Source organism: Blautia stercoris, from assembly GCF_054657695.1.
Map to the genome: position 1 here is coordinate 952,034 of NZ_BAAHYF010000001.1, position 22,405 is coordinate 974,438.

Sequence of the window (22,405 nt, forward strand, 5' to 3'; positions counted from 1 at the left end):
CTATAAAATTAACAAAAAGGCAACTAAACATTTCTTAAAATCCACAGTTTCCCCTGTCATTTTCCTCTAAAAAAATGCAAAAAATCCGCTATAAGAACGTTTGTTTTCGTATCTTATAGCGGATTCTTCTGTTTATTTTATAAAATTCCTAACTCTTTCATTGCTTTTTTGAGTACTTCCTGGTGCTCCGGTTCCATCTCAGTCAGCGGTGCACGAAGCGGTCCAACTTCTTTTCCCTGCAGATTCATTGCAGCTTTTACCGGAATCGGGTTTACTTCGCAGAATAATGCATTGATAACCGGAAGTGCCTCTAATTGCATTTTACGGCTTCCTGCAACATCCCCTTCAAAGAATTTGTAAACCATATCATGTACATACTGTGGTGCTACGTTAGAAAGTACAGAGATAACTCCCAGTCCTCCTAAAGATAACAGCGGTACAACCTGGTCATCATTTCCGGAATATAAATCAATCTGTCCGTCACACAAATTCATAACCTGTGCCACATGGCTGATATCTCCGGATGCTTCTTTGACACCTACAATGTTTTCTACATTTTTTACCAGATGAGCAATTGTTTTTGGCTGAAGTGCGCATCCTGTACGGCTTGGTACATTATAAAGAATTGCCGGAATTTTAATTTCGTTTGCGATTGCTGTATAATGTGCAATCAGACCATTCTGAGTTGCTTTATTATAGTAAGGTGTTACTAAAAGCACTCCGTCTGCTCCTGCTTCTTCTGCTTCTTTACTCATCTGAATTGCAGTCTGAGTACAATTTGAACCAGTACCTGCAACAACAGGAATTCTGTGATTGACACGTTCAATAGTAAAACGAATTGCTTCTAAGTGTTCTTCTTCGGAGAGTGTTGCGGATTCTCCTGTTGTTCCACAAATTACGATGGAATCTGTTTTTCCTGCAATCTGTTCCTCTAAAATCTCATCCAGTTTATCATAATTTACCTCTAAGTTGTCTTTCATTGGTGTAACAATTGCAACACCTGCGCCTTTAAAAATTGCCATATCTTTTCCTCCTTGAATGATTAACTAAAAAAGAGACGGCAAGATGCGCCGTCTCCAGATATCCGTTTCATATCTATCAGATAGCACTCCATCCTGCGATGACAGTCATGCCACTCTTAATGACATGCCCAAAAACACAAGCTCAGGTCTTGTATTTTTTCGGCATCTTTCCCTTTCAAAAGCCTTCATCTGCTCCTGAACATCCAACCATTTACTCATGAAAAATGCAACCTCTATCTACATCTCGTATCATTAAGATGATATCATTGCACAGGCACCTTGTCAAGTCCTCTTGGCGAGTATTTTAACTGCTGAATTCAACTAAAAGCAGTTCCACGCTTAAGGCATCATTTAAATATCCTGTTTTGACCTGCTCTTCGGTTTTGGTGCATTTTTCCACTGCTGATTTTAACTGTCCTAAGGAGTACCGTCCTAAAATCTTCTGATAATTTTTTACGACAAACGGCTGGATTCCCAGACGCTTTGAAATTGCGCTCTGGTCATATCCCTCTTTCTCAAGTTCTTTTACCTGAAGCATTTGGTTAAACTGTCTTGCCAGCAGATATAAAATACGCATCGGTGGTTCTTTTAAGGCAAGTAAATCATAATACAAATCCAGTGCCCTCTGTTGTTTTTTCTCTGTCACCGCACGAAGCATATCGAAAATATGATTCGAAACCTGTGAGGTGCAGACAGCTTCAATATCGGCTCTTGTAATCACATCCCGTTCTAAGACATAACAAAGCAGTTTTTCCAGCTCTTTTTCAATATTTCCCATATCCGTGCCGGTTTTTGTTAAAAACAGTTCCATATCGTTTCTTGTAATCTTTTTCTGTTCCTTATTTAAAATTCCAAATATCCAGCGAATCAGCATATCTGAATCCTGTTTTGCAAACTCTACAATCCTTCCGGATTTTTTTACTGCCTTATACATCCGGCTTCGTTTATCTACTTCTTCCTCTATAAATATCATACACAGATACTCGGGAAGCTGTGACAGATACTCAGGAAGACTTTCACACTGACCTTTAAAAAATCCGGTATTCTCAAGAAAAATCACTCGTCTTTCTGCAAAAAAGGGCATAGTCTGTGCCATCTGAATCACTTCCTGCGGTTCTGTCTTTTTTCCCTCAAAAAAAGTAAAATTCATTTCATCTCCATCAGGAAGCAATGCCTCTTTCATTCTTTTTTTATATACCTGTTTTAAATACGCTTCTTCTCCATAAAAAAGATAGACATTTTTAAACTCTTTCTGCCTGATGTCTTCCTGCAAACTCTTCATAATAATATTATTCCTCTATTTCTTTCTTGTGTGCTCTTTTCATCTATTCTATCACACTTCATTTTTTATAGAAAGAAAGTTTATTTCTTTTTCCCGCTGTAACGGTAATCGCTCCTCTTTCTATGGTCACATACCACCCTATCTGCTTTTCCTTCAGCCGTTCCAACAATTCTTTGTGAGGATGCCCATAAGAGTTTCCTTCTCCACAGGAAATGATTCCAATCTTTGCACCTGCAGCCTCTAAAAATGCCTCCTTTGCTGAATTTTTTGAGCCATGATGTGGTACTTTTAAAATATCAATCTGTTCCTGCCTTTCATTTAACTGTTCTGTCACTGCATCTTCTCCCTTTTGTTCCATATCTCCGGTAAATAGCACACTTAAATTATCTGTTTTAAAAAGCAGAACCTGGGAATTTTCATTGCTTTCTCCCGTCTCATTCTCAGGAGAAAGACATTCTACCTGAAATGCCTTTTGTTTTAACTGTGCCCCCTTTTTTATGTAACGCACCTCACAGCCTGCACGCTTTGCAAGTTGTGCGATTTCATTGATTTTCTCTTCTTTTTCTTTATTTTTTGAAAGATAAACCGTTTCTATCTTTAGACTGGTCTCTTTTTTGGCAACTGCCTCAAACAGTTCCTCAATTCCATTGATATGGTCATTATCTGGATGCGATAAAAAAATTCCATCTACTGTTCGGATTCCACTATATTTTAAAAATGGCAAAATCCGATAGGTTCCCACTTTTGATACATCACTGCTTCCTCCATCTATCAGATAGACTTCTTTCTTTTGCTGAATCACTGCACAGTCTCCCTGTCCCACATCTAAAAATGTAATCTTTGTCTGATTTCGGGGAGTCGGAAACAGTAAAACCAAAACTGCCAGAATCAGACCAACCCTTGGAACTTTTTTACTTTTCTTTCTTAAAAAGCACCAACCTGCCAGTATTCCATAATAAACTACTGCTCTTTTAAGAGAAACGCTTCCTGTAATATACGTCGCCTGTGGAATACTTTGTATCACTTTCCCGATTTTTAAATAAAAATTTAAAATAAGAATTGCAGGAAAAGCCAGAATTTTCCCAAGAAAAAGAGAAAAAAATGCAGCTACACAACCTGCCATTCCACTTATCAAAACGATTCCAATTGTAGGCAGAACAAAAAGATTTACCAAAATTCCCAAAAGCGGAATTTCATAAAACGCATACATTTGAATGGGCAAGGTGACAAGCAGAACAGCTATGCTTCCCAAAAATGTATTTCCAAGTTTGTTTTCTTTCTTACTTTTTAATTTCGGATAAAAAATACTTAGACCAATGACTGCACCAAATGAAAGTAAAAAACCACTGTCTGTCAGCCATTTGGGATTATCTGATAAAAGCAGTAAGATAGAAAGTGCCAGCGCAGAAAGCAGGTCATACGTTCTTCCCACAAGCACAGCTCCCACAGCCATAGAAAACATAATCACGGCACGTACGGCTGACGCCCCGTTTCCTGTGAAAATTCCATACTGTATCATCAGAAAAATACTGATCATTCCTGCCATCCAAAGCGGAATTCTTAATTTTCTAAGCAAACGAAACAAACCCCAGCCTAAAATTGAAAGATGAGTTCCTGATACCACAACACAGTGTGACATAGCACTTAACTGCATCCGCAATAACGTTTCTCTCTCTACTTCTGACTTTTCTCCAAGCAATATCGCCATGAAAAGACCACTTGTCTTTTTTGTGGTAATCTGCTTAATTTTTGTTTTTAATAACTCTTTTAACCGACTTCTGAATGTGACACCCTTATCTGCCTCTGTTTTTTGAATTGTTACCTGTTCTGCCTCCAGATACCATTTTATTTTTCGTGCATAATAATAGCTTCGTTCATTAAACTGCCCCGGATTTCCCGGTTCTTGGATCTGCTTTAATCTCCCCTGTATTAAAAGTCTGTCACCATCTGAAGGAAGTTGTTTTAAATATTCTGTTTTGATTGTTGCTTTTACATTATCAATGGATTGTTTTTTTGAATTTTGAATCAGATTTGTTTTTTTTAAATATAGACTTGTATAAAAAGAATTTGATTCCTGTTTATATAGGATGCCTTGTATGATTACTGAACGGTCAGAATCGGTTAAATCCAAAGAAGTTCCACCAAAAGTGGAAACTCCCATCAGATTTAAACTCCATAAAATCAGTATGACCAGACATCCTATGATGCACAACGGTCTCCTACTCATCAATGGTCTCCTCATCTTCTACTAAACTATAATCTGCTTTATATAGTTTATCCAGATTCATACTTTCCCGAAATGTTACTTTTGTCTCACCTTCTACCGATATCTGCACCCCATGAATTTTACAGGCATCCATCAAAGAATTGACAATCGAATAAATTGGAAGTTTTTCCTGTATATTCATCGGGTCACTTAAAAATGTTTTATCCAAATTGACATAGCAGACTCCTTCTACAATTGAAACACCCAAAATTTTAGTAGACGGAGAAATCGTTGCCTGCGCATCAGAATTTGTCGGACCTTTAATCAGCCATTCCACAATTGCTTTTTCAAGCGGAACATTACTGCTGTAATGCCGACTTACCTGCTGTTTCACCAGTTTATCTCCATCTTTATTGGAAAAGTATAACGTCTGTTCTGTATATAGATAGGTATTAATATTTCTTCCCTCATTTTCAATAAAGGAATCCTTCCCCAAAGTTCCCACTTCTTCTCCATTGGAATCTAAAAGTGGTTCTCCTTCTACTTCAAACGTAACCCCGGAAACCGCCTGTAATTGAGTGAAAACTTTCACAATTCCTGCCCGCACCAGAATTTCTCTGGTGTTTTTCATTTTCTTATATTCTTTATTGAAGTCGATGCAGACTGTTCCATTCTTATACTCACAGTCAAGAATTTCCACTTTTTTGGGAAGCAGACGAAGATGATCATTATCTGGATTCGTCTCGGTCAGTTTTTCACAGATTTCCTCTACAATGTCTTTTGTTTCTGTCTTTGTCGGTGTATAGATTTCCTCTTCAAGAGAAGTTTCTGCTGCGGAAAGATAATACATTTTGTACTCTGTTTTTTCTTCCGTTTTCTTTGTGCCACAAGCAGTCAACATACAGACTATCAGAAAAAAGAGTCCTGCCATCCGCATTTTTTTCATGCTTCTGCCTCCTTACGCGATATACGTCAACGGAATTCTTACCGAAAACGTTGTTCCTTTATGTTCTTCACTTTTTACTTTAATTGCACCTCTATGCATTACAATTGCACTTCTTGTAATGGCAAGCCCAAGACCCGTTCCGCCGATTTCTCTGGAATGTGATTTATCGACTCGATAAAAACGTTCAAAAATCTTGTCAATGCTTTCCTCCGGAATACCGATTCCCGAATCTGTTACAGTTACAAAGAAATATTTATGGTCTGCGTCAAGTTTGACATGCACATATCCATTTTCTACATTGTATTTGATTCCATTTTCAATCAAATTAGAAAATGCCAGACTTAATTTTACTTCATCGATTTCTGCCACAACCGGACGGAAACTTTCTAACACAAGTTCCACATGCTTGACAGAAGCAATTGGATTTAACCGTTTTAAAATATTTTCAAGCATTTCATTAATATCAACTTCGGCAATATTTAAGTCTGCTGCTTTTTTATCCAGTTTAACCAAAGATAATAAATCCGTAATAATCTTGTTTTCACGATCGATTTCTACTGTGATATCCTGCATAAACTCCTGATACAACTCTACCGGTACATTCTCCTGTCCCACTAAAGAATCCGCAAGTACTTTTATAGAAGTCATCGGTGTCTTTAACTCATGAGACACATTGGATACAAACTCCTGACGGGATTCATCAAGTGTTTTCATCCGGCCAAGCATCTTATTAAATGCATTTGTAATCAGCTCGGTCTCCGTATAATCCGGAACAGAAATTTCTTCATCCAGATAACCGTCTGTCAAATCTTCGATTGCTTTTGTAACTCTTGAGAACGGTTTTACTAAAACTCCTGCCAACAGGTATCCAAAAACCAGTACCAAAATACAGATAATACTAAGCAGAAGATTTCCCCTGTTTTCCAGCATATCGATACTGTCCTCAATTTCACTGGTAGAGATACTGACTAGCATTACACCTTCGATTGTATTGGAATCCATCTTGGTGATTGGACTTGTCATCTCTATATAAGCATTTTTATCATCATAATTTGCCGTACTCTTCCCTTCAAAACATTGAATGACTTCTTCTGAAAGTGCGTATTTTCCGACATCAATATCATAGGTATCTTTAATAATTTTTGCATCCTTATTAATAATAAGAATCCGACCATTATAGATTGCCGACAACATCGAAAGTTCTCCATTGATCACATCGGAATCCGGCTCTCTTAAATAATTTTCTTTCATCAGCTGATTTCCCAGAATATCACACTGATTTTTGAGATTGACTTCCCGTATGGAAACTGCTCTTGTCTCGTAACTATTTACAACTACATTTTTTACAATAAAACTTGGGACAATTCCGATTACCACTAAAATCACCATAATCCGGAATCTTAAACTCTTAAAAAAAGTAAATTTTATTTTTTCCTTCACGTCTTATGCCCTCGTCAAAATTTATTTTGTCAGTTGAAAATAATAGCCGACTCCCCATTTTGTATGCACATATTTAGGATTACTTGGAGTTGTTTCAATTTTTTCACGAAGTCTCCGAATATGTACATCCACTGTGCGCACATCTCCCGGATATTCATATCCCCATACAAGATTTAACAGATTTTCTCTACTGTAAACTTTATTTGGATTTTTTACAAGCAATTCTAACACATCAAACTCTTTTGCAGTCAGATTAATTTCTTTTCCTGCAATAAAAATTCTACGACCTTCGCAGTCTAAACGCATGTCACCTGCCTCTAATGTATTCGAGCGTTCTTCTTGTTTTTTTTCTTTCTGCGTTCTTCGCATGATTGCTTTGATACGTGCTTTTACCTCAAGGATATTAAATGGTTTGGTAATATAGTCATCTGCTCCATATTCAAGACCTAAAATCTTGTCCATATCCTCTCCCTTTGCGGTCAGCATAATAATCGGAACAGAAGAAAATTCCCGAATCTGCTGACACACTTCAAGACCGGTCATTTTAGGGAGCATGATATCAAGGAGAATCATATCATACTGATTTTCTTTTGCTTTATTTAACGCTTCTTCTCCATCATAAGCACAATCTACTTCCATTCCTTCCTGTTCCAGACTGAAACGGATCCCCTTTACAATCAGTTTTTCATCATCTACTACCAATACTTTTTTACTCATCGATTCTCTCCTTGCTTTTTTTTCATCCTGCCGTTAGATAAGGCTGTATTTTTTCAAAGGTTTTCCCCTTGATTCCTGGTACATTCTGTATCTCTTCTGTGCTTTTAAACTCCCCCTGCACTTCCCTGTATTCAATGATCGCAGCCGCCTTTGCCGCTCCAATTCCGGGTATCGTCTGAAGTTCCTCTGCAGATGCAGTATTGATATTTACCTTTCCTGCATCTTGTGTCTGATTTTGCTGATTCGTTTCCACACTTTTCTCTGCTGTCCCGCTTTCCTCTTTCATTCCGGCTTCCTGCATTTTTTGTGTTTCCTCTTTTGAATAAATCCGAACCTTATCTCCATCTGACAAAATCTCAGCCTGATTAAGCCATCCGGCATCGGCTTCTTCCAAAAAACCTCCTGCTGCTTCTACCGCTTCATAAAGTCTGGCATTTATATTCAAATAATAGACCCCTGGATTTCTTACAAATCCACAGACAAAAACACAAATCTGTTCCTGACCGGCACTTTTGGTTTCCCGGTCTTCTGTTTCAGATTCTTCTGACTCTTTTGGCTTTGATTCCTTTTCCACTTCCGTCTCGTTCGTTTTTTCTGTCTCTTCTGAAAGTTCCTCTTTTTGCTCCAAAAATACCGTCTCATCTTCCTGTCCGCATCCAAGACAAAAATAAATCACACAAAACAACACACACACAATCATACCATATTTATTTTTTAATTTTATTATTTTTTTCATTGCATCACTCCTTTACAGCTTCCGCTATAAGGTCCCCGTATGCATATCCATTATTTTATCGAATTTTTTGAGAGAATACAATATCTAATCCTTCAAGTTTTTTAATAACTTTTTACAGTTTTTGGTTACTTTTGCTTATCATTGCACTTATCTTTAAAAAATGCTATGATAATTACAAGATTTTAACCTCAGATTTTACCTCAGATTAAGGAGTTTTTCTTATGTTTTATAAATACCATAAGGTTTTATTCTTTCTTCTTTTTTTTAATCTCTTATGGGTTTTATTTCCTCTGACTGCTTGCTCTTCCGGCAAATCTTCTTCTGGTACAACAAAGGAAAATTCTTCTTCCTCAAAAACTGTCCGTCCAAATAAACCGGATTTACATATTCCAAAAGCCTCCGGTACCTCTGTAATCGGACAAGAGCCTTTGTTAATTGACATATCCCATTTGGACCAGGGCTATGTGATGGCTTACTATTCGGGAACATCCGAAAAAGCAAATATCCAGTTAATTGGACCGGATGAAATTGAATATAAATATTTCATAAAACCGGAAGATGGATATGTAACCCTGCCGATTACAAGCGGTAACGGCACCTATACCGTCAAGACTTATGAAAATATTTCCGGAACACAGTATGCTTCTCTTTATACTGAAAACATTGAAGTCACTCTGGAAAATGATTATGTTCCTTATCTTTATCCAAACCAGTATGTGAATTTTTCCAAAGAAAGCAAGATTGTATCCAAAGCTTCTGATATCGTAAAAAATGCCACTTCAGATCTCGATGCGGTTTCTTCTATCTATCATTATGTGATCAACAACATCACTTATGATACAAAAAAAGCAGAAACGGTCCAAAACGGATATCTGCCGGATGTCGATAAAACTCTGGAAACCCAAAAAGGAATTTGTTTTGATTACGCCGCATTAATGACCTCAATGCTTCGCTCTCAGGGAATCCCAACAAAGCTTCAAATTGGCTATGCAGGCAAAGTTTATCATGCCTGGATTAGTGTCTATCTTGAGGAAACAGGATGGATTGACGATATCATCCAATTTGACGGCAAACACTGGGAACGAATGGATCCAACCTTTGCCTCTGCAAATGCTAACAGTAAAAAAATTTTAAACTATATTGGCGATGGAGACAATTATGTGACACGATATACTCGTTAATCTTACTCTGCTATCCTTATCCTATTTTACTTTACGAAAGGAGCCATATTAATTATGAAGCCTTTATCCAACAATGAACTTTCTATGTTCTGTGGGCAGATGTCAATGATTCTTCATTCCGGCATTTCTTCTACCGAAGGACTTTCCCTGATGGCAGAGGACAGCCCCGAACAGGGAAAAGAATTATTAGAATCACTGATTTCCAATATGGAAGAAACCGGTATTTTTCATCAGTCAATTCGAGATACCAAAGTGTTTCCGGAATATATGTGCAATATGATACAAATCGGAGAAGAGAGCGGACGACTCGATGAAGTTATGTCTGCACTCTCTGAACATTATGAACAGCAGGAAACCATCTCCCGCAGTATCAAAAATGCCATTACTTATCCATTTATTATGATTACCATGATGCTTGCAGTTATTCTTGTTTTGATTGTCAAAGTTATGCCTGTCTTCAACCAGGTTTATGAACAGCTTGGAACAGGCTTAACCGGTGTTTCCAAAAATATTTTAAACCTGGGAATCCTGATGAACCGTTATGCCTTTGTTCTTGTCCTTCTTGCAGGCGTACTTGCGGGATGTTTCCTGTATTTTACATTTACAGAAAAAGGCCGGAACCAATTTTTCAGATTTAGCTCCAAACTGCCGTTTACTCAAAAATTCTCTGAAAAAATTGCTGTTTCCCGATTTGCAAGTGGAATGTATCTGGCACTTGAAAGCGGTCTGGATACCGATGAAAGTCTTGAAATGGCTGCCCGTCTTGCCGACCATCCGGTATTAGAAGAAAAAATAGCCAAAACACGTGCCCTGCTTGAAGAGGGACAAGGTTTTTCCGAAGCAGTTTCCGAAAGTCAGATTTTCGATTCGCTTTCAACCCGCATGATTTCTATCGGTTGTAAAACAGGTGCAGTAGACATGGTCATGAAACAGATTTCCCTCCAATATTCGGAAGATATAAATGAACGCATCTTTCAATTAATCAGCAAATTAGAACCAACTCTCGTTGCCGTCCTTTCGATTATTGTAGGATTGATTCTTTTATCTGTTATGCTTCCTCTTATGGGAATTATGTCCGGAATGGGCTGATTCATGTACGCTCGGAATTTTTATTATCCTTGCTTTTGTGGCTGAAAGCACCTATTATCCAAAAGGAGTTTTTATTATGAATCGTTTTACACAGCAAAAACCAATTTCAAAAAGTGTCCTTTCGATTCTTGTTCCAGTTGTTGTCTTTTTTGCCGTTTTTTTTCTGTTTCTTCTTCCTGTCTCTTCTATCTCAGCTACTACAAAACAAGAAGAAATAGAGAACTTAAAACAGGCTGTTATCCGCAGTACCATTTACTGTTATGCCGTGGAAGGAGCTTATCCGGAAAGTCTTTCTTATCTGGAGAACCATTATGGAATCACTTATGATCATTCAAAATATCTTATAAGCTATGAGGTTCATGCTTCTAACCTGATGCCGGATATTGATGTCATTATTCTGACAAACAAGGGGGAACTGCCATGCGTAAAATAAGTAAAAAAAGGCGCTTCCATGAACAAGTGCATATTACAGACCTGCTTTTCTCCCTTGGGCTTCTATGTCTGTTTACCATCTCTTCTTTGACCGTTCTCTTAATCGGAGCACATGTTTATAAACAGACAGCACTTGATATGAAAACAAACTATACGACTCGTACGGCTCTTACCTATGTTGCTGAAAAAGTCCGCCAACATGATTCGACATCTTCAATCTCCCTTGGAACTCTTGAAGATGCTCCTGCCCTTGAACTTTCTGAATCCATTGGCGGCGTTTCTTACATTACTTATATTTATGAAGATGAAAATGCCTTAAAAGAGCTGTTTGTACAAGCCTCACAACCTGTAAAAAAATCACAAGGAGAAAAGATTTTAGCCATACAAAATTTTTCCATTGAACAAGCGGGCGAAAATTTACTGCGCTTTACCGTAACGGACGAAGAAAATACTTCCGCCTCTCTTCTTATTCATATCCGCAGTCATTCGACCGACACAAAAGGAGGAGCATCATGAATAAAAGAAACGCTTCACAGTCCAGCCTTTTTTTACTCGAGCTGATTTTTGTTATTTTCTTTTTTTCTCTTACCAGTATGCTCTGCGTTCAGGTATTTGTAAAAGCACACTTAACCAGCAAAGAAGCAAAAGAAGAGTCTCTTGGTTCTACTCTTGTCTCTTCTGTCGCAGAAGCACTCTCCTATATGGATACTTCTAATACAAATACTCCTTTTGAAGAATTATTTCCGAAAGCGAAAGAAACCAAAGACGGATGGCAGATTGCTTATGATGAAAATGGAACTGCTGTTTCTTCTAATAATGCCACTTACTATCTGACTATTATAAAAGAGACAAACGGTCATTTGAACCATTATTCTATTGTATTAAAAGATGCAGACGGAGCTTCTATCGATACACTTGATTTAAAAACTGCCATTCCCCGCACCGCAGATGAAAAAAAGGAGAACTCTTAATGAAAGACAAACATCAGCTTCCTATTGGAATTGGAATTTCTTCTATCTTATTGATCTTCGTTATTTTATGTCTGCTGACTTTCGCAGTGCTTTCCCTTGTCAGTGCAAATGCAGACTATAAGCTGGTGAAAAAAAACAGCGCTCATACTCATGAAGTCTATGAAGCTGAAAATTCAGCGAACGAATTAATGGATAAAATTGATTCTATTCTTAAATCCACCTATCAATCCTCCGATTCTTCCGACTATCTTAAACAGGTACAGCAGAATTTAACCAGCCTTGATGGAATCTCCTTTCCATCCAAAGACCAGATTGCTTATGAAATCAAAGTAAATGAACATCAAATTCTGCAGGTGGTGCTTCTTTTAAATTCTGAAATCAAAAAAGGGGACTCTTTCTATCAGATAGAGACCTGGAAACTGATCAACGCACAGACATGGGAAGCCGATGATACCCTGCCTGTCTACACCGGAGATAACTAATCCAAGAAAGGAATATAAACATGGATGCACTTACTTTTTTAAAAAAGACAACAGAACTTGGAGCTTCTGACCTTTTCATTGTAGCAGGACTTCCTCTTTCTTATAAAAAAAGCGGTCAGTTAATGGAATTGACTTCTGAACGTATCATGCCGGAAAATACTGAAATATTGATTCGTGAGATTTATAGCCTTGCCGGAAACCGTGATATTTCCCATTTTTTAAAAACCGGAGATGATGATTTTTCCTTTGCAGTCTCCGGTCTTTCCCGCTTTCGTGTCAACACCTATATGCAGAGAAGTTCCATGGCAGCCGTCATCCGGGTTATCACCTTCCACCTTCCAAATCCGTCTGACCTTGGAATCCCACCGGAAATCATTGATCTTGGAACTCATAACAAAGGGCTGGTTCTTGTCACAGGTCCTGCAGGAAGTGGAAAATCCACCACGCTTGCCTGTATCATTGATGCAATTAACAGCACAATGGAAAAGCATATTATTACTCTTGAAGACCCTCTTGAATTTCTTCACAGCCATAAGAAAAGCATCGTAAGTCAGCGTGAAATTTGTACGGATACAGAAAATTATATCACTGCCCTGCGTGCTTCTCTCAGACAGAGCCCAGACGTTATTCTGCTTGGAGAAATGCGAGATCACGAGACAATGGCTGTTGCCATGACGGCTGCCGAAACCGGACATCTGGTCTTTTCTACCCTTCATACGTTAGGTGCTGCAAATACTATTGACCGAATCATTGATGTATTTCCGCCAAGCCAGCAAAGACAGATTGCCGTTCAGCTTTCTTCTGTGCTTCAGGCAGTTGTCTCCCAACAGCTTGTTCCAGATCTGACCGGAGGTTTAACACCAGCTTTTGAGATTATGAATACCACTCCGGCAATTAAAAATATGATACGAGATAATAAAGTTCATCAGATTGACGGCTTAATCTATTCTTCTTCTGCGAACGGAATGTTATCGATGGATAACAGTTTATTACGACTTTACCAACAAGGAGTCATCGACCGTCAGGAAGCACTCAATCATGCGTCCAATCCTGAAATGCTTGCAAAAAAACTGCGGAACTAAAAAAGCTCCGCAGTTTTTTATCCTATGATGTGAGTGTCAAAAGTAAATTTTGTCACTCACTGATGTAACCGGATTGCTCCATTGCTATGCAATTCTCGCAATCCTCGAACACCTCAAACTCTCGTAAAATGGCGTATTCACACCATTTTATTTCGTTTTCGGTGCTCGGCGTGTCAATTAAGTATAAATTGCTCTTTGTGCAAGCACAACCGCAATTTATACTTTTGACACTTACATCATTTTATTTTTTCATATTTACAAACTTTGTATAGTTCGGCAGCCATACCAGATTAATCGTTCCAATCGGACCATTTCTCTGTTTTGCGATAATGATTTCTGCTATGTTTTTATTCTCTGAATCTTTATTGTAATAATCATCACGATAAATAAACATAACAACATCGGCATCCTGCTCAATCGCTCCGGATTCTCGCAAATCCGAGAGCATTGGTCGATGGTCTGGACGCTGTTCCACGGCACGGCTAAGCTGAGACAGTGCAACTACCGGCACATTCAGCTCCCTCGCTAATGCTTTTAATGAACGGGAAATATCGGAAATTTCCTGTTGTCTTGATTCACTTCTCTTTCCACTGCCCGTCATTAACTGTAAATAGTCAATAAAGATAATTCCAAGATTATGTTCCAGCTTATATTTTCTGCACTTTGAACGCAGTTCTGATATTGAGATACCGGGAGTATCATCTATAATCATATTGGAAGAACCAATAATATTTGCACCTTCAATCAGTTTTGCCCATTCTTCATCCTCAAGATTACCTGTACGGATATTCTGAGAATCTACTTTTGACTCAAGAGACAGCAGACGGTTAACCAACTGTTCCTTTGACATTTCCAAACTGAAAATTGCAACCGTGACATCCTTCCGAAATGCCATATACTGGGCAATATTTAATACAAACGCAGTTTTACCCATAGATGGACGTGCCGCCACTAAAATCAAATCGGACGGCTGAAAACCGGACATCTGGTAATCCAAATCAACAAATCCTGTCGGAATTCCCGTTACACTGCCTTTTGTTCTCGAAGACTTTTCTATTTTTTCAATCGCATTTAAGACAACCTGTCGAATCGGAACAAATTCCTCATTGCTCTTTCTTTGAACCAAATCAAAAATCTTCTTTTCGGTATCCTCCATAATATCCTGCACCCGTTCTTTTCCCAGATAACAGGTATTTGTGATTTCCTCCATCGTCTTTATCATCTTACGGAGCATCGATTTTTCTTTTACAATCTCCGCATAGGTCTTTGCATTGACAGATGTAGGCAAAGAACTCATTAATTCTGCGACAAATTCCATACTTGATACTTCCGGCGGCAGATCTTTTTCCATCAAACGATCCTGAAGAGTAATCAAATCAACCGGTTTCCCCTCATTGAAAAGTTCCACCATCGTATCAAATACAATTCCATACTGCTGTTGATAAAAATCTTCGCCTGTAATAATTTCAGATGCTGTCACAATCGCATCTTTATTCATAATCATGGAGCCGATTACCGACTGTTCTGCCTCTGTATTATGAGGAAGTATTCTCTTTATGAGTGCTTCGTCCATGCCAGTCATGGCTCCTTTCTAAGCGTATCTTATTTCATTTCTTTGATGTTGACTTTTAATTCTGCTGTTACTTTTGGATGCAGACGAATCGGTACTCTTACTACACCCAACTCTTTAATCTGAGAAGAAAGCTGCATTTTCTTCTTATCAATGTCGTATCCCAACTGTGATTTCACTGCTTCTGCAAGCTCTTTTGTGGAAACAGATCCAAAGGTACGTCCGTTTTCTCCTACTTTTAATCCAACTGTGATTTCTTTTGTCTCTAATTCTTCTTTAAACGCTTTTGCTTCTTCGAATACTTCTTTTGCCACTTTTTCTTCGTGTGCTTTCTGAAGTTTTAAATCATTAATATTCTTTGGGGTTGCCTCTAATCCAAGTTTTTTTGGAAACAGCATATTTCTTGCATATCCATCACTTACATTTACAATTGTTCCTTTTTTTCCAAGAGATTTTACATCTTCAATTAAAATTACTTTCATCTTAAATTGCTCCTTCCTTAATCATCTGGTCAATTGTATCTTTCAATTGAATAATTGCTCCATTTACCGTTGCATCTTTCAACTGTGCACCAGCCACGTTAATATGACCGCCACCTCCCAGCCGTTCCATAATCAGCTGAACATTTACCTCATCAATTGCCCTTGCACTAATATAAATCAAATTGTTATAATCCGTCAATACAAATGATGCTTTTATACTATCAATATCTAACAGTTCGTTTGCAGCCTGTGCTGCTACGATAGTCGGACTATCCAGTCCACTGCTTGGGCAGATTCCAATTGCAAACGAATCCCTGTAAGTTTCCACTGTCCGAACTGTCTCTGCCTTTGCCCGATAAGAGCTGACATCATCACGGAACATTTTTCTTACACGGGTTACATCTGCGCCACAGCGCCGTAAAAATGCAGCTGCTTCAAAAGTACGGACTCCCGTTTTTGAAGTGAAGTTATCCGTATCAATTACAATTCCTGCATAAAGGGCATCCGCTTCGATATTATAAATTCGAATTCCATCTGAAAAATATTGCAGAATCTCTGCAACCATCTCGCAGGCAGACGAAGCAAACGGCTCAATATAAGACAGTACAGCATTGGAAATAACTTCTGCACCCTGACGGTGATGGTCTAATACCACTATCGTTTTTGTCTTTGACAATAAGTCTTCACATTCCGTATAACTCGGTTTATTCGTATCTACGACTACGACTACCGTATTATTATCTACGATTTCTTTTGCCTCTGCACTGTTTACAAACATGTGCTCATCGTATTCCGGATTATTAATAAAGTTTTCAATAATCGGACGCACCGACATGGTTGGATTATTAACTACGATATGAGCCCGTTTATTCAAAGATTTCGCTGCACGGTAAATTCCAATTCCCGCACCGATTGAATCCACATCAGAAATCTTGTGCCCCATAACCACAACTTTATCTTTCGCTACCATAAACTCTTTTAAGGCATGTGCTTTGACTCTCGCTTTAACTCGTGTTGTCTTGCCCATCTGCTGTGACTTTCCACCAAAGTAAATCATAGTATCACGGTCTTTTATGACAACCTGGTCTCCACCTCGTCCAAGCGCCAAATCAATTGCAATTCTCGAATACTCATAATTCTGGACATAATTTGCCCCATTAATTCCAATTCCAATACTGATTGTGACATCCATATCATTACCGATATTAATGCTTTTTACCTCTTCCAGAATGCTAAACCGTTTTTCTTTTAACTCTTCTAACGAACGCTGGCATAAAATCAGAATAAACTTATCTTTTTCTAACTTTTTCACCAGACCATCCATCTCGGAGAAATATTTATTTAATTTTCTCTCTATCAACGCAACTAAGAGCGAACGCCGGACTTCTTCCACACTGTTTAACGCCTCTTCATAATTGTCCAGATATAAAAGTCCTGTTACCAGTTTCTCTTCATCGCGTTCTTTTTTATAACGATTTACATCTGTCTCATCAAAAATATAAATTGCCGTCAGAAAATTATCTGCATCCGATTCAATCAAACCTGAATCTTCTAACATTGCCTCAATTGAAATCTTGCGCATCGAAGCTCTGTAATCTCTGTTTTCAAACTGAAACAGAACCTCTGAAGATTCATCCTTTGGCAGACGTTCAATTGTAATTTCCTGAAAAATGCTTGTAATCGACCTGTGGTATTTGACCGGTTTCTGGCTCAACTGTGAAAATGCCTCATTCATCCACAGGATTCTTCCTCTGCCATCCACTAAAGCATAAGGTACAATAAAATCACGTAACAGACTTTTCTGTACCTGCCCATACTGTGTGGCAAAAGAAATCAGCTCATTGAGTATATCAGCCCGACTATTATGATACTGAAAAACTGCTATCGCAAGATACACCGCTATAAAACAGGTTGCAATCACTCCGCCCTTTATACTGATGCGGAAAATACACAAATCCATAAGCAGGAGTAAAAGTACCATGATAACCGGCCACTGCATATACAGCTTAAGCTGTCCCTTTATCTTGATATTGCCATTCATATCCTCTTACCTTCCGATTTCTTAACATTTTCCGGTATTTTCGATTCATCCGGATAAGCATGTACTGGCTTATTATATCATTTTTTTTATTTTTGTACAATACCGCTTCTTATTCCTTATCCGTATGCATCCAGATTCGAAATTCTGTTGAAAGCCCTTCTTTGGGAAATTTTACAAGTTCAATCACTCCGTCATGCGCCTCCACTATTTTCTTTGCTATCGCAAGCCCAAGACCTGTTCCCTGCCGGCTATTTCTTGATTCATCTCCCACCACAAACGGTTCAAATACCATTTGAGCTAGCTCTTTTGGAATTCCTGTACCGTTATCTCCGATACTGATACAAATCGTATCTGCTTCTTTTTTCATCGAAAAGAAAAGCATTGTCCCTCTTTTATTATGTTTGACAGAGTTATTAATCAGATTTTCAAATACCCGCTTCATCTGTTGTACATCAATCTGACACCAGATTATCATCTCCGGTATCTCTACTTCTATCAAAAATCCGCCCAACACCAATTCATTATATTTTGTCGCTAAATATTCTCTTGCATATTCACAGATATCCACCTTTGTTTTCACCGGTCTGAAATCCGGATGCTCCAAATTACTGTATTCTGAAAATGCATTAATCAATTCATTTAAAACAATTGACTTATGATAAATTGTCTGTAGATACTGCTGTTTATTTTCTTCTTTTATGACACCATCACAGATTGCCTTTGCATAGCCTTGGATAATCGTAATCGGAGTCTTTAAGTCATGAGAAATGTCTGCAAGCATCTGCTGTTTTTCTTCATCAGAAATTTTTCTTCGTTCTTCACTCTCAGCCAGCCTTTGTGCCAATTTTACAAAATCGTCCCCGATTTCTACAAATTCATCCGGTCCATTGTTGTCATTACTTAATTTCTGACCTTTCTGATAGCATACAATTGATTCTTTCAGTGCCATCAGCGGACGTTTCACCTTATGATTCAAACGCACGGCAAAAACTGCTACAATCAGAGCATAAAGTGGAAGAATCAACCACTGAACCACTCGCATGGATTTTGTAAATTCAAGATATTTCTTTGCATCTTTTTTTTCATAGCGAAAAACTGCTGTATAGCTCTTTCCCCGCTTGTTTTTAAATTCCCACTTTGCATACTGAACCGGATTTTTCCCCTTTTTTATAATATAATCCAACTCTTTTTGATTCACATTCTTTCCTGTAAACCCCATCTGATTGACCAATACTGTTCCAGAATTATCCAAAAGCAGATATTCTTTTTTGTTCTTTTCAGTACCCTCTTTTGTTTTTTCCCTTTGGATTAAAATCCGTTCGTTTTCATTTTCATCTTGATAAAAAATTGCTTTTATCTTTTCTTTCATACCCAACTCATTGACAAAAAACAATTCTTCCTCTGTAAATCTTTTTGGCATGTCACTTTTACTTTGATAAATCATTTGAAAATTTTCATCCAAAATAACAAATGCTCCTTTTTGTCCCAGCAAAATATCAGATGGAAATTTTTCATAATTCCCCTCTTCCAGATATTCCGTAAATTTTTTAATTTTTTTGGTTTTTAACCCTGAAAAATGCTGTTCTCCCATCCAGTTAATCACAACAACAATACACATCAAAGCCAGCAGCACAGCAAACGAAAACCAAAGATAATTCCGGATAATAAGTGATAAAAAACTGCCCTTTTTTCGTTTATCGGTTTTCAATTTTATATCCTACTCCTCGAATGGTTTTAATATACTGTGGATTTTTGGGATTCTCCTCTATCTTTTCCCGAAGATTTGAGATATGCACCATAATTGTATTATCATCACTTTCGACATATTCCCCACAGGTATTTTCATAAATCTGAACTTTGGTAAAAATCATCCCTGGATTTTTCATAAACAATGCAAGAATTTTATATTCCATTGGTGTCAGAAAAACTTCTTCGTCTCTCTTTTTCAGTGCAAGAGTCTGGGTATCTAACACCAAATCTCCTACTTTTAAAATATGATTCTCATTTTTGGATTCCGGCTCACCATTTAAATGATAAAAACGTCTCAATGCCGAATTTACCCTTGCTACAACTTCAAGCGGGTCAAATGGTTTTGTCATATAATCATCTGCCCCAAGATTTAAGCCTCTTATTTTATCACAACTTTGTGTTTTCGCAGACAAAATCAGAATTGGCATATTACTTCTTTTACGAATCTGTTTCGTCAGTTCATATCCATCCATCCCCGGCATCATAATATCGAGTATTGCCATATCTATTGATTCCTGCTCTAAGAGTTCTAACGCCTCTTTTCCATCCTCCGCACAAAATACCATATAACTTTCATTTTCCAGATATAGTTTGATTAATTCGGCAATTTCTCTTTCATCCTCAGTTATTAATATATTATATTTCATACCCCTAAATTTTTTCCCTTCTTGGAAGTGCTGTATCTATTCTTCCTTGTAAATTCTCTTGAACTAAAGTAAAAAAATAAGCCGCCACAGTACTTTGTGACGGCTTCGATACAGCAAATTAATCCTGTACGTATGGCATAATAGCCATGTGTCTTGCTCTCTTGATTTCTACAGTAAGAGCTCTCTGATGTTTTGCACAGTTTCCTGTGATTCTTCTTGGAAGAATTTTTCCTCTTTCAGAGACATATCTTTTTAATTTATTTGCATCTTTGTAGCTGATTTCGTTATTTTCTTTTCCACAGAATACACAAACTTTTTTTCTTCTGCGTCCGCCTCTTCTCTTCATTGGAGAGTCCGGTCTATTCCCTTTTTCGAAAGCCATGGTTTCTACCTCCTGCTATATTCCGTTCTTAAAACGGTAATTCTCCACCGATTTCATCAGGAATGTTCATAAATCCTTCTGCTGAGGAATCTGCCATATCCGGTGCTGCCGGCTGGCTTGCACTACGGTTTACGTGGCTGTCGCTTACTGCTTTGCTCTCTGCAAATTCCTGTTCTTCTACAACAACTTCTGTCGTGTAAACTTTTACACCATCACGATTTGTGTAGCTTCCTGTCTGGATTCTTCCGCTCACTACGATACGGATTCCCTGACGAAAATATTTTTCTGCAAATTCTGCCTGTTTTCCAAATACAACACAGCTGATAAAATCAGCAGTTGCTTCTCCGTCTCTCTTGAAACGTCTGTCAACAGCCAGTGTATATCTGGCAATCGCCAGTGAGTTTTCTCCCGCAGAGTATCTTACCTCCGGGTCTCTTGTTAAACGTCCCATTAAAATTACTTTGTTCATATCTTTCACCTCAACATTTTTTACATTGTACGTCGCAGCACATAGAATCGGGAATTATAAAACACTATAATTCTAAGGGGATTCGCATTTTGTGCTCTAAGAAAAAATTAAGCGTCTTTTCTTACAACTAAATATCTTAATACATTGTCCATAATGCGAACGTGACGCTCGATTTCTGCTGGGCAGTCAGCGTCTGCTTCGAACTGGATGAAGTAGTAATATCCTTCGCGCATTTTCTGGATTTCGTAAGCTAATCTTTTCTTTCCCCATTCTTCAACTTCTGTTACATTTCCGTTGTAACGGGCGATGTAGCCTTTTGCTTTTTCCACAACTGCTGCACGAGCTTCATCTTCGATTTTCGCATTAACAACTAACGCTAATTCATATTTGTTCATGCCTGTTTTACCTCCTTTTGGTCTTTTGGCCCTCCACTCTTTTTGGAGAGCAAGGATAATCATATATCACGAGGATTAATTCTACCATGCTTTTTCTGAATAATCAAGTATTTTTTTTCAAATCTCTCGTATTTTTTTCTACAAGCTTTCTTGCAAGCATAATATGATGTCCACATCCCATGCATTTTAAACGAAAATCGGCTCCCACTCGAAGAATTTCCCATTCGTTACTTCCACACGGATGCTGTTTTTTTAACTTTACAATATCACCAACTTCGTACTGATATGCCATTTCTCTTCCTTTCTTCTGTTACTCTGTTACCGTTCTCTCTGTTCCAAATCACTTTATCTCCCTTTATTCTACACGAATCTGTTCAAATACCGTTCCAATCGGTTCATTGATGACCAAATCTGCCATCTTATCTCTCGGCGTCTTATCTCGATTAATCACAACCAGTGCATCTCCTTTAAAATAGTCAATCAACGAAGCTGCCGGATAAACCGCAAGAGAAGTTCCTCCGATAATCAGCACTTCTGCCTCTCTGATTGCCTGGACTGCACCTTCTATGACTTCATTATCTAATCCTTCTTCATAGAGCACAACGTCCGGCTTAATAATTCCACCACATTTTTTACAGACCGGAATCCCTTCTGCATGTTTCATATAGGAGAAATCATAAAATGCCCCGCATTTTGTACAATAATTACGATACACACTTCCATGCAATTCATACACTTTTTTACTGCCTGCCATCTGGTGCAGATTATCAATATTCTGTGTAATAACTGCTTTTAATTTCCCGGCTTTCTCTAACTGTGCCAGTTTTTTATGTGCTGCATTTGGCTTTGCACCCTCGCATAACATCTTCTCTTTATAAAAGCGATAAAACTCTTTGGGCTTTCTTACAAAAAAAGTATGGCTTAAAATCGTCTCCGGCGGATAATCCCATTTCTGATGATATAAGCCATCCACACTTCTGAAATCCGGAATTCCACTTTCTGTTGAAACACCCGCTCCTCCAAAGAACACAATATTTTGATGCCCTGAAATTAATTTCTGCAATGCTTCAATTTTTTTATCCAT

Annotated in this window: 24 protein-coding genes and 1 riboswitch; of the genes, 7 read left to right on the top strand and 17 right to left on the bottom strand. The window is 38.0% G+C overall.

What is annotated here, in order from left to right; genetic code table 11:
* Positions 1–137 precede the first annotated feature (137 nt).
* The 7 genes from dapA to ACYQ2D_RS04630 form a co-directional block, all read right to left on the bottom strand.
* Positions 138–1,022: a 4-hydroxy-tetrahydrodipicolinate synthase gene (dapA, locus tag ACYQ2D_RS04600; RefSeq protein WP_022304471.1), complete on the bottom strand. Its 885-nt coding sequence runs from the start codon at positions 1,020–1,022 to the stop codon at positions 138–140.
* Between the two features lie 73 nt (positions 1,023–1,095).
* A riboswitch (Lysine riboswitch) is annotated at positions 1,096–1,266 on the bottom strand.
* A gap of 60 nt (positions 1,267–1,326) precedes the next feature.
* Positions 1,327–2,304: a DNA polymerase III subunit delta gene (gene holA / locus ACYQ2D_RS04605; protein ID WP_444139664.1), complete on the bottom strand. Its 978-nt coding sequence runs from the start codon at positions 2,302–2,304 to the stop codon at positions 1,327–1,329.
* A gap of 58 nt (positions 2,305–2,362) precedes the next feature.
* Complete coding sequence (locus tag ACYQ2D_RS04610) at positions 2,363–4,531, bottom strand: DNA internalization-related competence protein ComEC/Rec2 (protein WP_459784762.1); 2,169 nt, start codon at positions 4,529–4,531, stop codon at positions 2,363–2,365.
* Positions 4,524–5,456 carry a GerMN domain-containing protein gene (locus ACYQ2D_RS04615; protein ID WP_459784763.1) on the bottom strand — a complete coding sequence of 311 codons (933 nt, stop codon included), beginning with the start codon at positions 5,454–5,456 and terminating at the stop codon, positions 4,524–4,526. Before ACYQ2D_RS04615 ends, ACYQ2D_RS04610 begins: the two co-directional genes overlap by 8 nt.
* Positions 5,457–5,468: 12 nt before the next feature.
* Entirely contained in the window at positions 5,469–6,896 is a 1,428-nt protein-coding gene (locus ACYQ2D_RS04620; protein WP_022304475.1) for a sensor histidine kinase, read from the bottom strand.
* Between the two features lie 21 nt (positions 6,897–6,917).
* Entirely contained in the window at positions 6,918–7,613 is a 696-nt protein-coding gene (locus tag ACYQ2D_RS04625) for a response regulator transcription factor (RefSeq protein WP_022304476.1), read from the bottom strand.
* Positions 7,614–7,635: 22 nt separating this feature from the next.
* On the bottom strand, positions 7,636–8,349 hold the full coding sequence (locus ACYQ2D_RS04630; RefSeq protein WP_118701453.1) for a helix-hairpin-helix domain-containing protein: 714 nt from the start codon (positions 8,347–8,349) through the stop codon (positions 7,636–7,638).
* 221 nt (positions 8,350–8,570) lie between these two features.
* On the opposite strand from ACYQ2D_RS04630, the gene ACYQ2D_RS04635 reads away from it, so the two are divergent.
* From ACYQ2D_RS04635 to ACYQ2D_RS04665, 7 genes are all read left to right on the top strand, one after another.
* The gene (locus ACYQ2D_RS04635) at positions 8,571–9,530 is read left to right on the top strand and encodes a transglutaminase-like domain-containing protein (protein ID WP_187558145.1); all 960 of its coding nucleotides are present in this window, start codon (positions 8,571–8,573) and stop codon (positions 9,528–9,530) included.
* Positions 9,531–9,584: 54 nt separating this feature from the next.
* A complete protein-coding gene (locus ACYQ2D_RS04640) occupies positions 9,585–10,619 on the top strand; it encodes a type II secretion system F family protein (RefSeq protein ID WP_187558146.1) in 1,035 nt (344 codons plus the stop codon).
* Positions 10,620–10,695: 76 nt separating this feature from the next.
* Positions 10,696–11,052, top strand: coding sequence for a hypothetical protein (locus ACYQ2D_RS04645; protein WP_187558147.1), 357 nt, complete (start codon positions 10,696–10,698; stop codon positions 11,050–11,052).
* Positions 11,040–11,567, top strand: a complete 528-nt coding sequence (locus ACYQ2D_RS04650) for a DUF4860 domain-containing protein (RefSeq protein WP_187558148.1) — start codon at positions 11,040–11,042, stop codon at positions 11,565–11,567. The genes ACYQ2D_RS04645 and ACYQ2D_RS04650 overlap by 13 nt, the downstream gene beginning before the upstream one ends.
* Positions 11,564–12,022 carry a hypothetical protein gene (locus tag ACYQ2D_RS04655; protein WP_187558149.1) on the top strand — a complete coding sequence of 153 codons (459 nt, stop codon included), beginning with the start codon at positions 11,564–11,566 and terminating at the stop codon, positions 12,020–12,022. The genes ACYQ2D_RS04650 and ACYQ2D_RS04655 overlap by 4 nt, the downstream gene beginning before the upstream one ends.
* Entirely contained in the window at positions 12,022–12,504 is a 483-nt protein-coding gene (locus ACYQ2D_RS04660) for a hypothetical protein (RefSeq protein WP_187558150.1), read from the top strand. Before ACYQ2D_RS04655 ends, ACYQ2D_RS04660 begins: the two co-directional genes overlap by 1 nt.
* A 20-nt stretch (positions 12,505–12,524) precedes the next feature.
* Entirely contained in the window at positions 12,525–13,586 is a 1,062-nt protein-coding gene (locus ACYQ2D_RS04665; RefSeq protein WP_187558151.1) for a type IV pilus twitching motility protein PilT, read from the top strand.
* Positions 13,587–13,827: 241 nt separating this feature from the next.
* Here ACYQ2D_RS04665 and dnaB read toward each other — a convergent pair whose 3' ends face one another.
* The 10 genes from dnaB to ACYQ2D_RS04715 form a co-directional block, all read right to left on the bottom strand.
* Entirely contained in the window at positions 13,828–15,159 is a 1,332-nt protein-coding gene (gene dnaB / locus ACYQ2D_RS04670) for a replicative DNA helicase (protein WP_022304485.1), read from the bottom strand.
* 29 nt (positions 15,160–15,188) lie between these two features.
* Positions 15,189–15,638 (bottom strand): 50S ribosomal protein L9, encoded by a 450-nt coding sequence (gene rplI / locus ACYQ2D_RS04675; RefSeq protein WP_022304486.1) that lies wholly within the window; start codon positions 15,636–15,638, stop codon positions 15,189–15,191.
* A 1-nt stretch (position 15,639) separates the two neighbouring features.
* Entirely contained in the window at positions 15,640–17,679 is a 2,040-nt protein-coding gene (locus ACYQ2D_RS04680; protein ID WP_022304487.1) for a DHH family phosphoesterase, read from the bottom strand.
* Between the two features lie 109 nt (positions 17,680–17,788).
* Positions 17,789–19,387, bottom strand: a complete 1,599-nt coding sequence (locus ACYQ2D_RS04685; RefSeq protein WP_459784765.1) for a sensor histidine kinase — start codon at positions 19,385–19,387, stop codon at positions 17,789–17,791.
* A complete protein-coding gene (locus tag ACYQ2D_RS04690) occupies positions 19,374–20,075 on the bottom strand; it encodes a response regulator transcription factor (protein WP_459784766.1) in 702 nt (233 codons plus the stop codon). The genes ACYQ2D_RS04685 and ACYQ2D_RS04690 overlap by 14 nt, the downstream gene beginning before the upstream one ends.
* A gap of 118 nt (positions 20,076–20,193) precedes the next feature.
* Positions 20,194–20,457 (bottom strand): 30S ribosomal protein S18, encoded by a 264-nt coding sequence (gene rpsR / locus ACYQ2D_RS04695; RefSeq protein WP_022304490.1) that lies wholly within the window; start codon positions 20,455–20,457, stop codon positions 20,194–20,196.
* 28 nt (positions 20,458–20,485) lie between these two features.
* Positions 20,486–20,926: a single-stranded DNA-binding protein gene (locus tag ACYQ2D_RS04700; RefSeq protein WP_022304491.1), complete on the bottom strand. Its 441-nt coding sequence runs from the start codon at positions 20,924–20,926 to the stop codon at positions 20,486–20,488.
* Between the two features lie 107 nt (positions 20,927–21,033).
* Positions 21,034–21,321, bottom strand: a complete 288-nt coding sequence (gene rpsF / locus ACYQ2D_RS04705; RefSeq protein WP_022304492.1) for a 30S ribosomal protein S6 — start codon at positions 21,319–21,321, stop codon at positions 21,034–21,036.
* A 103-nt stretch (positions 21,322–21,424) separates the two neighbouring features.
* On the bottom strand, positions 21,425–21,613 hold the full coding sequence (locus ACYQ2D_RS04710; protein WP_117457477.1) for a DUF951 domain-containing protein: 189 nt from the start codon (positions 21,611–21,613) through the stop codon (positions 21,425–21,427).
* Between the two features lie 63 nt (positions 21,614–21,676).
* Positions 21,677–22,405, bottom strand: coding sequence for an NAD-dependent protein deacylase (locus tag ACYQ2D_RS04715; protein WP_117457476.1), 729 nt, complete (start codon positions 22,403–22,405; stop codon positions 21,677–21,679).

Excerpts from the sequence above, each read along its gene's own strand:
- ACYQ2D_RS04615 (WP_459784763.1), bottom strand. The coding sequence starts at position 5,456 with ATGAAAAAAATGCGGATGGCAGGACTCTTTTTTCTGATAGTCTGTATG.
- dapA (WP_022304471.1), bottom strand. The coding sequence starts at position 1,022 with ATGGCAATTTTTAAAGGCGCAGGTGTTGCAATTGTTACACCAATGAAA.
- ACYQ2D_RS04660 (WP_187558150.1), top strand. The coding sequence starts at position 12,022 with ATGAAAGACAAACATCAGCTTCCTATTGGAATTGGAATTTCTTCTATC.
- rplI (WP_022304486.1), bottom strand. The coding sequence starts at position 15,638 with ATGAAAGTAATTTTAATTGAAGATGTAAAATCTCTTGGAAAAAAAGGA.
- rpsR (WP_022304490.1), bottom strand. The coding sequence starts at position 20,457 with ATGGCTTTCGAAAAAGGGAATAGACCGGACTCTCCAATGAAGAGAAGA.
- ACYQ2D_RS04640 (WP_187558146.1), top strand. The coding sequence starts at position 9,585 with ATGAAGCCTTTATCCAACAATGAACTTTCTATGTTCTGTGGGCAGATG.
- ACYQ2D_RS04635 (WP_187558145.1), top strand. The coding sequence starts at position 8,571 with ATGTTTTATAAATACCATAAGGTTTTATTCTTTCTTCTTTTTTTTAAT.
- ACYQ2D_RS04630 (WP_118701453.1), bottom strand. The coding sequence starts at position 8,349 with ATGAAAAAAATAATAAAATTAAAAAATAAATATGGTATGATTGTGTGT.
- ACYQ2D_RS04665 (WP_187558151.1), top strand. The coding sequence starts at position 12,525 with ATGGATGCACTTACTTTTTTAAAAAAGACAACAGAACTTGGAGCTTCT.
- ACYQ2D_RS04655 (WP_187558149.1), top strand. The coding sequence starts at position 11,564 with ATGAATAAAAGAAACGCTTCACAGTCCAGCCTTTTTTTACTCGAGCTG.
- ACYQ2D_RS04680 (WP_022304487.1), bottom strand. The coding sequence starts at position 17,679 with ATGAATGGCAATATCAAGATAAAGGGACAGCTTAAGCTGTATATGCAG.
- ACYQ2D_RS04645 (WP_187558147.1), top strand. The coding sequence starts at position 10,696 with ATGAATCGTTTTACACAGCAAAAACCAATTTCAAAAAGTGTCCTTTCG.
- dnaB (WP_022304485.1), bottom strand. The coding sequence starts at position 15,159 with ATGGACGAAGCACTCATAAAGAGAATACTTCCTCATAATACAGAGGCA.
- ACYQ2D_RS04700 (WP_022304491.1), bottom strand. The coding sequence starts at position 20,926 with ATGAACAAAGTAATTTTAATGGGACGTTTAACAAGAGACCCGGAGGTA.
- holA (WP_444139664.1), bottom strand. The coding sequence starts at position 2,304 with ATGAAGAGTTTGCAGGAAGACATCAGGCAGAAAGAGTTTAAAAATGTC.
- ACYQ2D_RS04625 (WP_022304476.1), bottom strand. The coding sequence starts at position 7,613 with ATGAGTAAAAAAGTATTGGTAGTAGATGATGAAAAACTGATTGTAAAG.
- rpsF (WP_022304492.1), bottom strand. The coding sequence starts at position 21,321 with ATGAACAAATATGAATTAGCGTTAGTTGTTAATGCGAAAATCGAAGAT.
- ACYQ2D_RS04710 (WP_117457477.1), bottom strand. The coding sequence starts at position 21,613 with ATGGCATATCAGTACGAAGTTGGTGATATTGTAAAGTTAAAAAAACAG.
- ACYQ2D_RS04690 (WP_459784766.1), bottom strand. The coding sequence starts at position 20,075 with ATGAAATATAATATATTAATAACTGAGGATGAAAGAGAAATTGCCGAA.
- ACYQ2D_RS04610 (WP_459784762.1), bottom strand. The coding sequence starts at position 4,531 with ATGAGTAGGAGACCGTTGTGCATCATAGGATGTCTGGTCATACTGATT.
- ACYQ2D_RS04650 (WP_187558148.1), top strand. The coding sequence starts at position 11,040 with ATGCGTAAAATAAGTAAAAAAAGGCGCTTCCATGAACAAGTGCATATT.
- ACYQ2D_RS04715 (WP_117457476.1), bottom strand. The coding sequence starts at position 22,405 with ATGGATAAAAAAATTGAAGCATTGCAGAAATTAATTTCAGGGCATCAA.